The organism is Bradyrhizobium cosmicum, from assembly GCF_007290395.2.
GTDB lineage: Bacteria > Pseudomonadota > Alphaproteobacteria > Rhizobiales > Xanthobacteraceae > Bradyrhizobium > Bradyrhizobium cosmicum.
Genome location: NZ_CP041656.2, coordinates 453262 through 465200 on the forward strand (window position 1 = coordinate 453262; position 11939 = coordinate 465200).

General features: G+C 64.8%; 11 protein-coding genes. 7 read left to right on the forward strand and 4 right to left on the reverse strand.

Features of this window, described 5'->3' with window-relative positions:
* The first annotated feature begins 148 nt into the window (after positions 1–148).
* The 6 genes from FNV92_RS02145 (at position 149) to FNV92_RS02170 (ending at position 5806) form a co-directional block, all read left to right on the forward strand.
* The gene (locus FNV92_RS02145; RefSeq protein WP_143842427.1) at positions 149–3016 is read left to right on the forward strand and encodes a hybrid sensor histidine kinase/response regulator; all 2868 of its coding nucleotides are present in this window, start codon (positions 149–151) and stop codon (positions 3014–3016) included.
* A 21-nt stretch (positions 3017–3037) separates the two neighbouring features.
* Complete coding sequence (locus FNV92_RS02150) at positions 3038–3511, forward strand: chemotaxis protein CheW (protein WP_143842426.1); 474 nt, start codon at positions 3038–3040, stop codon at positions 3509–3511.
* Positions 3512–3546: 35 nt separating this feature from the next.
* Positions 3547–3936, forward strand: a complete 390-nt coding sequence (locus tag FNV92_RS02155) for a response regulator (protein WP_014439077.1) — start codon at positions 3547–3549, stop codon at positions 3934–3936.
* Positions 3937–3966: 30 nt separating this feature from the next.
* Positions 3967–4848 carry a CheR family methyltransferase gene (locus FNV92_RS02160; RefSeq protein ID WP_143842425.1) on the forward strand — a complete coding sequence of 294 codons (882 nt, stop codon included), beginning with the start codon at positions 3967–3969 and terminating at the stop codon, positions 4846–4848.
* A 2-nt stretch (positions 4849–4850) separates the two neighbouring features.
* Positions 4851–5168: a hypothetical protein gene (locus FNV92_RS02165; RefSeq protein ID WP_014439079.1), complete on the forward strand. Its 318-nt coding sequence runs from the start codon at positions 4851–4853 to the stop codon at positions 5166–5168.
* Positions 5169–5302: 134 nt separating this feature from the next.
* On the forward strand, positions 5303–5806 hold the full coding sequence (locus tag FNV92_RS02170) for a response regulator (protein ID WP_014439080.1): 504 nt from the start codon (positions 5303–5305) through the stop codon (positions 5804–5806).
* A 54-nt stretch (positions 5807–5860) separates the two neighbouring features.
* Here FNV92_RS02170 and FNV92_RS02175 read toward each other — a convergent pair whose 3' ends face one another.
* The gene (locus tag FNV92_RS02175) at positions 5861–6151 is read right to left on the reverse strand and encodes a hypothetical protein (RefSeq protein ID WP_143842424.1); all 291 of its coding nucleotides are present in this window, start codon (positions 6149–6151) and stop codon (positions 5861–5863) included.
* A gap of 149 nt (positions 6152–6300) precedes the next feature.
* Between FNV92_RS02175 and FNV92_RS02180 the strand changes: the two genes are divergently transcribed.
* Positions 6301–6936, forward strand: a complete 636-nt coding sequence (locus FNV92_RS02180; protein ID WP_014439082.1) for a response regulator transcription factor — start codon at positions 6301–6303, stop codon at positions 6934–6936.
* Between the two features lie 78 nt (positions 6937–7014).
* Here the strand turns inward: FNV92_RS02180 and FNV92_RS02185 are convergent, their stop codons facing one another.
* The 3 genes from FNV92_RS02185 to FNV92_RS02195 form a co-directional block, all read right to left on the reverse strand.
* Positions 7015–10515, reverse strand: a complete 3501-nt coding sequence (locus FNV92_RS02185; RefSeq protein ID WP_143842423.1) for a PAS domain S-box protein — start codon at positions 10513–10515, stop codon at positions 7015–7017.
* Between the two features lie 70 nt (positions 10516–10585).
* Positions 10586–11011, reverse strand: coding sequence for a response regulator (locus FNV92_RS02190; RefSeq protein ID WP_143842422.1), 426 nt, complete (start codon positions 11009–11011; stop codon positions 10586–10588).
* Between the two features lie 181 nt (positions 11012–11192).
* Positions 11193–11894 carry a GntR family transcriptional regulator gene (locus FNV92_RS02195; RefSeq protein WP_143842421.1) on the reverse strand — a complete coding sequence of 234 codons (702 nt, stop codon included), beginning with the start codon at positions 11892–11894 and terminating at the stop codon, positions 11193–11195.
* Positions 11895–11939: the final 45 nt, after the last annotated feature.

Consider the following 11939-nt stretch of genomic DNA (forward strand, 5'->3'; position numbering starts at 1 on the left):
CGGCAAACTTCGCTTCAATATCCGTATTAGCACGGAGGCTGAAATTAACGGGACCGTGAAAGGGGATGTCTAACGATCCAGTCGAGGACTTCCGTCTGATCCAAGCGCGGCACAGGCATCGAAGTTCAGCTCAGTTAAGGCGTAGCTCATGGATGATCTGTTGCGGGAGTTTTTGACGGAGACCAGCGAGAGCCTGGACACCGTCGACAATCAGCTGGTGAAGTTCGAGCAGGAGCCGAACAACGCCAAGATCCTGGATAACATCTTCCGCCTGGTCCACACCATCAAGGGCACCTGCGGCTTCCTCGGACTGCCGCGGCTGGAAGCGCTGGCGCATGCCGGCGAGACCCTGATGGACAAATTCCGCTGTGGCATGCCGGTGACGGCGGCGGCGGTGACTCTGATCCTCGCCTCGATCGACCGCATCAAGGAGATCCTGGCGGGCCTCGAAGCGACCGAGGCCGAGCCCGAGGGCAACGACCGCGATCTCATCGACAAGCTGGAGGCGATGGTCGTGCAGGGCATGGCGTCGATGTCAGCGTCGGCTTCGCCGATCGCGGAAGGCTCGGCGCAGCCGATGCCGGCGGCTGCAGCCGCTGCCCCCGTGGCGGAAGCGCCGCCGCTGGCGCCCGAAGCTCCAGCCGAAGCCATGATTGAGACTGAAGCTTCCTCGAAGGAAAAGGAAATGACGCAAGGTTCGCTGATCGACCAGACGCTGGAGCGTCCGCTGCGTCCGGGCGAAGTGTCGCTCGACGAGCTCGAGCGCGCCTTCCGCGAGACCGCGATCGAAGCGCCCGTTGCCGAGGTCAAGGCCGAGCCCGCCCCTGAAGCGCCGGCGCCGGTTGCCAAGGAAGTCGTCAAGGAAGTCGTCAAGGCTTCCAGCGAAAAAGCGCCCAAGGACAAGGCCGCGCCGAAGAAATCGGTGGCCGACGAGGCCGCAGGCGAGGGCGACCGCGTCGCCAACCAGTCGATCCGCGTCAACGTGGATACGCTGGAGCATCTGATGACCATGGTCTCCGAGCTGGTGCTGACCCGCAACCAGCTGCTGGAGATCTCCCGCCGCAACGAGGACACCGAGTTCAAGGTGCCGTTGCAGCGCCTGTCCAACGTCACCGCCGAGCTGCAGGAAGGCGTCATGAAGACGCGCATGCAGCCGATCGGCAATGCCTGGCAGAAGCTGCCCCGCATCGTCCGCGACCTCTCGAGCGAACTCGGCAAGCAGATCGATCTGGAGATGCACGGTGCCGACACCGAGCTCGACCGCCAGGTGCTCGACCTGATCAAGGACCCGCTCACCCACATGGTGCGCAACTCCGCCGACCATGGCCTCGAGACCCCGGCCGAGCGGCTGGCGAGCGGCAAGGGCGAGCAGGGCACCATCCGCCTGTCCGCCTATCACGAGGGCGGCCACATCATCATCTGCATCGCCGACAACGGCCGCGGGCTGAACACCGAGAAGATCAAGGCCAAGGCGATCTCCTCCGGTCTGGTCACCGAGGCCGAGCTCGAGAAGATGAGCGAAGCCCAGATCCACAAGTTCATCTTCGCGCCGGGCTTCTCGACCGCGGCCGCCATCACCTCGGTCTCCGGCCGCGGCGTCGGCATGGACGTGGTCCGCACCAATATCGACCAGATCGGCGGCACCATCGACATCAAGTCGGTGGCCGGCGAGGGCTCCTCGGTCACCATCAAGATCCCGCTGACGCTCGCCATCGTCTCGGCGCTGATCGTGGAAGCGGCCGGCGACCGCTTTGCGATCCCGCAGCTCTCGGTGGTCGAGCTCGTCCGTGCCCGCGCCAACAGCGAGCACCGCATCGAGCGCATCAAGGACACCGCGGTGCTTCGCCTGCGCAACAAGCTGCTGCCGCTGATCCACCTCAAGAAGCTGCTCAAGATCGACGACGGCGCGGCCAGCGATCCCGAGAACGGCTTCATCGTGGTGACGCAGGTCGGCAGCCAGACCTTCGGCATCGTCGTCGACGGCGTGTTCCACACCGAAGAAATCGTGGTCAAGCCGATGTCGACGAAACTGCGTCACATCGACATGTTCTCGGGCAACACCATCCTGGGCGACGGCGCCGTGATCATGATCATCGACCCCAACGGCATCGCCAAGGCGCTCGGCGCCGCCGGCTCCTCGGCTCACGAGATGGGCGACGACGCCTCGGCCCACCACGCCTCCTCGGGCGAGCAGACCACCTCGCTGCTGGTGTTCCGCGCCGGCTCCAGCCAGCCCAAGGCGGTCCCGCTCGGGCTCGTCACCCGCCTGGAAGAGCTCCCCGCCGACAAGATCGAGTTCTCCAACGGCCGCTACATGGTGCAGTACCGCGAGCAGCTGATGCCGCTCGTCGCCATGGAGAGCGTCACCATCGCCTCGCAGGGCGCCCAGCCGATCCTGGTGTTCTCCGATGACGGCCGCTCCATGGGCCTGGTCGTCGACGAGATCATCGACATCGTCGAGGAGCGGCTCAACATCGAGGTCGGCGGCGCCAGCCAGGGCATCCTGGGCTCGGCCGTGATCAAGGGCCAGGCCACCGAAGTGATCGACGTCGGCCACTTCCTGCCGATGGCGTTCTCCGACTGGTTCACCCGCAAGGAGATGAAGCCGTCGATGCACTCGCAGTCGGTGCTGCTGGTCGACGACAGCGCGTTCTTCCGCAACATGCTGGCGCCGGTGCTCAAGGCCGCCGGCTACCGCGTCCGCACCGCGCCGACCGCGCAGGAGGGCCTGGCTGCGCTGCGTGCGCAGAGCTTCGACGTGGTCCTGACCGACATCGAGATGCCCGACATGAACGGGTTCGAGTTTGCCGAGACCATCCGCTCGGACAACAATCTCGGCTCGATGCCGATCATCGGCCTCTCCGCCCTGGTGTCGCCGGCGGCGATCGAGCGCGGCCGTCAGGCCGGCTTCCACGACTATGTCGCCAAGTTCGACCGTCCCGGTCTGATCGCGGCGCTGAAGGAACAGACCGCGGGCGCCGCCGGCGCCTCCGAGCTGAGCCGGGCTGCGGCGTAACGGGACCAGGGGAACACGCACATGACCAACAAGATGCAGACCACCGAAGGCGCCATGGTCGAATACGTCACCGCGATGATCGGCGGGCAGCTGTTCGGGCTGCCGATCTCCCGCGTCCAGGACGTGTTCATGCCCGAGCGCGTCACTCGCGTTCCGCTGTCCTCGCGCGAGATCGCGGGCGTGCTGAACCTGCGCGGCCGCATCGTCACCGTGGTCGACATGCGCGCCCGGCTCGGCCTGCCCAAGCCGGAGGACGGCAAGACCCCGATGGCGGTCGGCGTCGACCTCCGTGGTGAATCCTACGGCCTGCTGATCGACCAGATCGGCGAAGTACTGCGGCTCGCCGAAGACGGCAAGGAAGAGAACCCCGTCAACCTCGATCCCCGCATGGCGAAGCTTGCCGGCGGCGTCCACCGCCTCGACGGACAGCTCATGGTCGTCCTCGACGTCGACCGCGTCCTCGAGCTCAAGACCGAAGTGCAATTGGCTGCCTGAACTTTCACAGAAGAAATTTAAGCGGGAGATTCAAGATGAAGACGTGTTTGGTGGTCGACGATTCCAGCATCGTGCGCAAAGTCGCGCGTCGTATCGTCGAAGCGCTCGGCTTTCAGGTCATCGAAGCGGAAGACGGCGTCGAGGCGCTGGTCCACTGCAAGAAGGCGATGCCGGAAGCCATCCTGCTCGACTGGAACATGCCGGTCATGGACGGCTTCCAGTTTCTCGGCACGCTGCGCCGCATGCCCGGCGGCGAGGAACCCATGGTCGTATTCTGCACCACCGAGACCGGTATCGACCATATCACGCGTGCGATGGGCGGCGGTGCCAACGAATACATCATGAAGCCGTTCGACAAGGACATCGTGATGGCGAAGTTCCAGGAAGTGGGGCTGATTGCGCTCGGCGAAGAAACTGCTGCCTGAAGCTCATTCGCTAACGCCAAGAGGTCTTCCGTGAACCCGACCGAGTACGAGTACCTGCGTAAGTTTCTGAAGGACAGTTCCGGTCTCGACCTGTCTGCCGACAAGCAGTATCTGATCGAAAGCCGCTTGCTGCCGCTCGCGCGGAAGGCCGGACTCTCCGGCATCGGCGAACTCGTGCAAAAGCTTCAGGCCGGCTCGAGCGCGCTGGTCGGCAGCGTGGTCGAAGCCATGACCACGAACGAGACCTTCTTCTTCCGCGACAAGGTCCCGTTCGATCATTTCCGCGACACCATCATGCCCGAGGTGATCAAGGCGCGCGCCGGCAAACGCAGCGTGCGCATCTGGTGTGCCGCTGGCTCGACCGGGCAGGAGCCCTATTCGCTGGCGATGTGCCTGAAGGAGATGGGGGCGGCCCTCACCGGCTGGCGCATCGAAATCATCGCGACCGACCTGTCGCAGGAGGTGCTGGAGAAGGCCAAGTCCGGCATCTACAGCCAGTTCGAAGTGCAGCGCGGGCTGCCGATCCAGATGCTGATGAAATATTTCAAGCAGAATGGTGAGACCTGGCAGATCAATCCCGAACTGCGGGCGATGATTCAGCACCGGCAGCTCAACCTGCTGCACGATTTCGCCCAGCTCGGCACGTTCGACGTCATCTTCTGCCGCAACGTGCTGATCTATTTCGACCAGGACACCAAGATCAACATCTTCAACCGCCTGGCTCGCCAGATCGAGCCCGACGGCTTCCTGGTGCTCGGTGCGGCGGAGACCGTGGTCGGCCTGACCGACACGTTCCGCCCGCTCCCCGAAAAGCGCGGCCTCTACAAGCCGAACGACCCGCGTGCGGCCGCGTCCAAGCCGGCTGTCGCCAGTGCCGGGTCGCCGCGCATCGCGGTGATGGCAGGACGATAAGCATGGCCGAGGATGGCAAGGGTGCGGAGCGCGTCACGTTCAGTCGCGGCTATGATGTCTGCATCATGGCCATCGACGGCACGTGGCGGCGCGACTGCAAGCTCAACGCGATCTCCGACACCGACGCGATCCTCACGGTAGAAGGCTCGATCCAGGGACTGAACCTGAAGGAGTTCTTCCTGCTGCTGTCGTCGACGGGGCTCGCCTATCGCCGCTGCGAACTGGTGCGCGTCAACGGCGCCGAAATGGACATCCAGTTCCTGCGCGGTAAGAACCGGAAGAAGCGCGGTGCCTCCGGCGGCCGTGACGAAGCAGCGTGATCCTGACGCAGCCCGCGTCGCCGAGACGTTGGTTCACAATTGCTGAAATTTCCGGGTGAATTCGCCGCATCAGCTTTACGTCGCCTAAGCGCGATCCGTGTATCCATGAATGGTCTCAATCCCAGGATACGGAAATGCCCAGAAGTTCCCTCTCCCCCATCCCGTCAAACCTGCCCGACGTTGCCGAGCGGCGCGCGCTTCAGCTCCTTGTCGTCGACGACGACGCCACGCAGCGCAGCCTGATCACCGTCGCCGCCAAGCAGGCCGGCCACGAGGTCACGGTAGCGCCGTCCGTCGCGGAAGCGATCGAAAAGCTCCGCGCCTCGCGCTTCGACTGCGTGACGCTCGATCTCGTGCTGGAGGATGGCGACGGCATCGAGGTGCTTGGCGAGATGGCGAAGGTGAAGTTCGCCGGCGCGGTGATCGTCATCAGCGGGATGGATGGGAAGCGCCGCAGTGCCGCCCGCAGCTTCGCCCGCTCCGTCGGCATCGAGCTCCAGAGCCTGCCGAAGCCGCTGGATCTCGCGGCCCTGCGCATCAGCCTCGCCAATCTCGGCAAGACGGCGATGGGCCTTCCTGCGATACACACCTGGGGCGGCGTCGCCACCGACGCGATCGTGGGGCGGCACCGGGCCTGATGCGCGCAGATGCCATGCAGTCAGCTGCGGCAGATCAGCCGCACTGATTGCGGCTCAATCCGAGTTGCTGAATTCCGACAGTTGCTGCAGGGCGCGGCCAAGGCCCGCCCGGCACACGTTGAGGGTGGCGCTCGCTGCGGCATAACGGGGCGTCACGTCGTCGAGCACGACCACATCGACGGAACCTGCGGCACTGCCTGAATCGTCCCGCTCCATGGCTGCGTCGATCAGGCGCATGCTGATGTCGATGCGCGCGATCAGAGAGCGAAGGTCCGCTGCGATCAACTGACGGCTGTCAGTTTCAGGCGCCGCGATGAACGAGGGTGTGCCAGCGAAATTTAGCATGGATATTCTCCGTGTCCCGCAATTAGGCCTCCCGCCGCTACTTGTGCGTTAAGTCCATGTCCCGTACAAATACGGGTGGGCCGAATCTGCGCCGAACGCCATAACGAGAGGCGCGGACGCGACTCCTTAATGTCGGATGGACATGGCACATGGTCGAACAAACCTCCCGTGGTGAGATCTTCGTGGTCGATGACGACCCTGCCGTTCGCGACACCTTGTCGATGGTGTTGAAGGCGGCGGGCTATGAAGTGATTTGTTTTGCGGACGGCGCGGCACTGCTCTCCGTCGCGCGAAGCCGCACACCGGCTGCGATCCTGCTTGACGTGAACATTCCTGGAAAGTCGGGTCTCGACATTCTCAAGGAGCTGCACGGCGAGGACTATCCGGCGCCGATCTTCATGATCTCCGGACAGGGCGACATCGCGATGGCGGTGGGTGCGATCAAGAGCGGCGCGCTCGATTTCATCGAGAAGCCGTTCCGCGGCAGCGAGATCGTCGGCCGGCTCGACGAGGCGATCGGAGCCTATGCACGCAGGCAGGCAGAGAGTGCGTCGCCGAAATTCAACTCGCTGCATTTCCCCGGACGCGAGCCATTGACGCGGCGTGAACGGGAGGTGCTCGAACAGTTCGCTTCCGGTGCCTCCAACAAGGAGGCCGGCCGCACGCTCGGCATCAGCCCGCGCACCATCGAGGACCACCGCGCCAACATCATGAAGAAGCTCGGCGCGCGCAATGCCGCCGACCTGATCCGCATCGTGATGACCGCGGCCCAGCGCGCGTCGTAAGCGGCTGCTCTCCTCTCGTGCCCCGGACGCAGCGCATCCTGCAACGATGCGCTGAGTCCGGGACACGAGATCGAGACGTTAGCCGCTCAGCGCCTTGCGGATGATCCGCGCCAGATCCGATTTGCGATACGGCTTCGCGAGCAGCAGCACGCCCAAATCGAGCCGGCCGTGATGGATGATCGCGTTCTCGGTATAGCCGGACGTGAAGACCACCTTGAGATCGGGGCGCGTCTTCAGGACTTCGTCGGCCAGCTGCCGTCCGTTCATCTTGCCGGGCATGATGACGTCGGTGAACAGGAGGTCGAACGGCTCTCCGCTCGCGACGATCGCGAGCGCTTCTGCGGCATTCGCGGCCTGCAAGGTGACGTAGCCGAGCGAATGCAGCTGCGCCAGCACGTACTCGCGGACCAGCCGGTCGTCCTCGACCACGAGGATGGTCTCGTGTCCACCCTCGACCGTCGCCTGGGTCGCGCCTTCGCCCACCGCCGTAGGCGTCTTGCCTGGCGGCAGGTACATCTTGATCGTGGTGCCGTGGCCCTCCTCGCTGTAGATCTTGATGTGGCCCGCGGACTGCTTGATGAAGCCGTAGACCATCGAGAGTCCGAGCCCGGTGCCCTTGCCTGGCCCCTTCGAGGTGAAGAAGGGATCGAACACCCTGGCCAGGATGTTGGCGGGAATGCCGGTGCCGGTGTCGCTCACGGCGATCATGACATAGTGGCCGGGCCGGACGTCGTTGACGCTGGCATAGGCCTCGTCGAGATAAGCGGCGCCAGTCTCCACGATCAGCTTGCCGCCTCCGGGCATGGCGTCGCGGGCATTGAGCGCAAGATTGAGCAGCGCTGTGGTGAGCTGGTTGGGGTCGACGATCGCGACGACGCTTTCGCCCTCGAACACCGATTCGATGTGGATCTGCTCGCCCAGAGTCGGCCGCAGAAGCTTCGCGGTGTCGATGATCAGCGAATTGATGTCGATCTCGCGCGGTTGGAGCGGTTGCTTGCGCGCGAAGGCGAGCAGGTGCTGGGTCAGCTCTGCGCCGCGCCCGGCGGCCTCGTCGATCATCTTCGTGATCGCCGCAAGCTCCGGCTCCTTCGCCACCGCGTCGCTCAGGATCTCGATCGTCCCGGTGATGACGGTCAGGATGTTGTTGAAGTCATGCGCCACGCCGCCGGTGAGCTGGCCGACCGCCTCCATCTTCTCGGCTTGGCGGATGCGCTCCTCGGACGCGATCTTGTCGGTCAGGTCGCGGTAAAACACGTTGAACAGGACGCCTTCGCGGCGCCGCAGTGCGGTGACGCTCAGCTCGGCCTTGAAGTCCTTGCCGTCGCGGCGGCGGCACATGAGCTCGCGGCGGCGATTGAGGGTCTGGCCCTCCGCGGACTCGAGGAACCGCGCGAGGCTGGTCGTGACCCTTTCACGCTCAGCCTCGGCGACGATGAGATCAATCGCGTTTCTGCCCAGCACCTCGTCGCGGCGCCAGCCGAACAGCTCTTCGGCCCGCGAGCTCCAGTTCAGGATGGTGCTGCGGTCGTCGGTCTGGACGAAGGCGTCGAGTGCGGTCTCGACGATGTTGCGGGCGAGATGCTCGCTCTCACGCAAAGACTCCTCCGCGAGCCTCGCTTCGGTCATGTCGCGCCCGACGAAAAAGAAGCGCCGGGCCTGATCCGACCAGTTGCCGAGCCATGACAGCCAGACTTCGTGTCCGTCCTTGTGAAAGCAGCGGGTGTCCGCGAGCTTGGGCGCGCCGCCGTGCCGGAGCGCACGCATTTCCTCGCGGGATTGCTCGAGATGGTCAGGATGGATGAAATCGACACCGCTGCGGCCGATCATCTCCTCCGGCCGGTAGCCGAGAATGGTCGCGCTGCTCGGACTGATCTGCACGATATGGCCCCGCGAGTTCATGATCATGATGAGATCCTGCGAGGCGTCGAACAGCTGCCGCCGTTCCTCGAGCTGCTGCTGCAAGGCCCGTTCGGTCCGCCGCGCATCGGTGAGGCGGCGTGCAGAGCCGGACGCGCCGATGATTTCGCCCGAGGCCCCCCTGATCGGTGAGAGGCTGACCGAGATTTCGACCGGACTGCCATCCCGGTGCAAACGCATGGTCTCGAAGTGCTCGATCCGCTCGCCCCGCGAAATCCGGGCAAGGTAGTCCTTGCCCTCATCGCGGCGCTCGGTCGGCAGGATGATCGAGGTCGGTTGTCCGACCGCTTCCTCGGCCGAATAGCCGTAGAGCCGCTCGGCCGCTCCGTTCCAGCCGATGATGATGCCATCGAGCGTCTGCATGACGATCGAATCGTCTGAGGACTCGACCGCCGCACTGAACAGGCGCTCGCGGACGGCGAGCTGGTCGCGTGCGGCCTCGGTGCGCCGCCGCTCTTCGACCTCGTGTTCCAATGCCGATGTCTTCGCCTTGGTCTCCTCGACCATGCGGGCAAAGGCCCGCGCCAGCATGCCGGTCTCGCCCGAGGCGTCGATCGGGATGTTCGCGGGCTGGCCGCGCCCGATCGCCTCGACCGCGGTCGTGAGCCGTCCGATCGGCCGGGTCAGCGACCGCGCCAGCAGCACGGCAAGCACAGCCGCGACCATCACCGCGATGAGGCCGATCGTGAGGGTGGTTCGTTCGATGATGGCGGCAGGCGCCATGAAGACGGCGTTAGGCACGACACGGATGATGGCGGCCCACTGCCCCTCGGCCAGGATCGCGGGCGCGATCGCGGTCCCGCTCGGCTTGCCGTCGCTGTCTGGCACGACCTGCGTAGCGGGCAGCGTCGATCCTGTGGTCGCGGCAAAATAGGGGAAGTCGTCCTGCCAGCGCGTCGGTGTCCCCAGTTGCGAACCGAACTCGCGGGTACGATCCGGATGCACGAGGTAATCACCGTTGCGGCCGACGACATAGACCGACTCGCCCTGCCGGATCGATATGCGAATGCGATCGAACACCTGGCGCATGTCGATATTGACGACGACGATGCCGAACAGCCGGTGATCGGGCCCGAACAGCGGTCCCGCGACGCGCAATGTTGGAACATGCGGCATCTGAATGACGCCGTCATCGACGTTGAGGTCGACCGGAGAGACGTAGACCTGGTCCTCGGACAGCTTGATTGCGTCCTGGAAGAAGAAGCGATCGTCCTTGCTCTGCAGAGCCTCGTCGGGAACGATGCGCACCGATCCGCCCGGTCCCGATCGGTCGACGCGCAGATATTCGCGGCCGTCAGCGCCGATTACGCGAAACTTTGCGTAGGCCGGGTGGGCCCCGACATCGGCCAGGAGGCGCGTCAGCAGCCGCTCGCGCCAGGTCTTTTCCGAGACGTGATCGATCGGATCGACGCCGCCGTTGAAATGGGCATCGATCATGCCGCGCACGGCGGCATTGGCGCGGAATGTCACGATGTCGGCACGCGCGCCGGCGGTCTGGGCTTCGAGCTGGGAGGCGAGCAGCCGTGACTGGCTCTCGATGCGTTCGAGCACGCGGGGCAGGAAAGCCTGCTCCAGGCTGTAATGGCTCAGCCATCCGACTGCGGCGACCGCAACCGCGACCAGCAGGATCATTGCGATGGCCAGGCGTGTTGCGAGGGTCATGTCGGCCTTTGCGCCCCGTCGGGAACAGTCTGGAACCTTCTGCTACCCTTAAACATGGAGCTTTCAGCCATCAGCAGCCGCAGCCGGCATTGGATTGCGGCGGGGACGACGATTGCGCCGATCCGAGGCAGCTGTCGACAGCCGCAAGCAGCGCGTCGGGCCGAAACGGCTTTTGCAAGCTGGCGACCGCGCCGAGCTTGGTCGCCATCTTCAGGAAGTCCGGCTCCGCGTAAGCGTCCGGCGTAACCGAGCGGCCGGAAATGACGATGATGGGAATCGCCGGCTGCCGCGCCCGGATGTGGCGCATCGTCCCAAGGCCGTCCACGCCGGGCATGAAGATGTCGAGGAACAGCAATTCAAACTGGCTGGCTTCGAACAGCACCAGTCCCGTGCGGCCATCGCCGGCGACGCTGACGTGATGACCGGCCCTCTCCAGGATCAGCCGGATCGTGAGCTGCACGGCCGGGTCGTCATCCACGATCAGGATGTTGGCCACGTCTAAAATCCTCCGGTCGAACGGGATGTTCCCGCCGACCCAAATCAAAGTTTCAAATGAGAAATTGTCGCGCGGATTGTGCCCATCCTGCAAGCACTTCGCGGCCACGCAGCGTTCGCTTCGCGATTCCGGCGGCGGCGCTCATATGCATGTTTGCGTGCATATGGAGTTCCGGGCGGACCTAGTCGGTCAAGTACTCCGGATGATGGCTTCGGATCTTGTCGAGCTCGCTGAGCGTGCCGGACAGGTGCCTGCGCAGATGCTGCTGAGCCGCATCGGCGTCTCCGGCCTCGATCGCGCGTACGATCAGCTTGTGATGGCGGACGATGTTCTGGGCCTTGCCGGGCGAGGGTAGATGCAGCCGGCGCAGCCGGTCGATATGTCCGCTGCGGCTGCGCACCAGCGTCCAAAGCTCCTGCTTGCCCGCGGCGGCGTAGAGCTGGGCATGGAAATCATTGTCGCCGGCCATGAACGCCTCGAAGTCACCGGCCTTGGCAAATTGTTGCTGCAATGCAATGGCCTGATCCAGGCGGGCCACCAGCGCGGCGTCGCAGTTGCCCGCGAGCAGGCGCACGATCTCCAGCTCCAGCGCCTGGCGCAGGAAGTGCGCCTGCTCGGCACGGCTGATGTCGATCCGGCTGACCACGGTCGCGTGCTGCGGAAAAACGTCGACCAGGCCTTCCTCCTCGAGCCGCATCAGCGCATCGCGCACCGGCGTCAAGCTGACGCCAAACTGCCCGGCGAGTTCGGCGCGTGACAGCGGCGCGCCCGGCGGCAGCTCCAGGGCGATGATCGCATTGCGCAGGCGCTCGAACACCTGCGGCGCGGCCTGGCGGGCACGATCGAGCCGGGCCGCGCGAGGCGCAGTATGGGTTGCTTCCATGTCGGGTCCCGCGGGCTTGCCTTCGATGAACTAATATATTAGTGC

Excerpts from the sequence above, each read along its gene's own strand:
- FNV92_RS02145 (WP_143842427.1), top strand. The coding sequence starts at position 149 with ATGGATGATCTGTTGCGGGAGTTTTTGACGGAGACCAGCGAGAGCCTG.
- FNV92_RS02150 (WP_143842426.1), top strand. The coding sequence starts at position 3,038 with ATGACCAACAAGATGCAGACCACCGAAGGCGCCATGGTCGAATACGTC.
- FNV92_RS02155 (WP_014439077.1), top strand. The coding sequence starts at position 3,547 with ATGAAGACGTGTTTGGTGGTCGACGATTCCAGCATCGTGCGCAAAGTC.
- FNV92_RS02165 (WP_014439079.1), top strand. The coding sequence starts at position 4,851 with ATGGCCGAGGATGGCAAGGGTGCGGAGCGCGTCACGTTCAGTCGCGGC.
- FNV92_RS02170 (WP_014439080.1), top strand. The coding sequence starts at position 5,303 with ATGCCCAGAAGTTCCCTCTCCCCCATCCCGTCAAACCTGCCCGACGTT.
- FNV92_RS02175 (WP_143842424.1), bottom strand. The coding sequence starts at position 6,151 with ATGCTAAATTTCGCTGGCACACCCTCGTTCATCGCGGCGCCTGAAACT.
- FNV92_RS02180 (WP_014439082.1), top strand. The coding sequence starts at position 6,301 with ATGGTCGAACAAACCTCCCGTGGTGAGATCTTCGTGGTCGATGACGAC.
- FNV92_RS02185 (WP_143842423.1), bottom strand. The coding sequence starts at position 10,515 with ATGACCCTCGCAACACGCCTGGCCATCGCAATGATCCTGCTGGTCGCG.
- FNV92_RS02195 (WP_143842421.1), bottom strand. The coding sequence starts at position 11,894 with ATGGAAGCAACCCATACTGCGCCTCGCGCGGCCCGGCTCGATCGTGCC.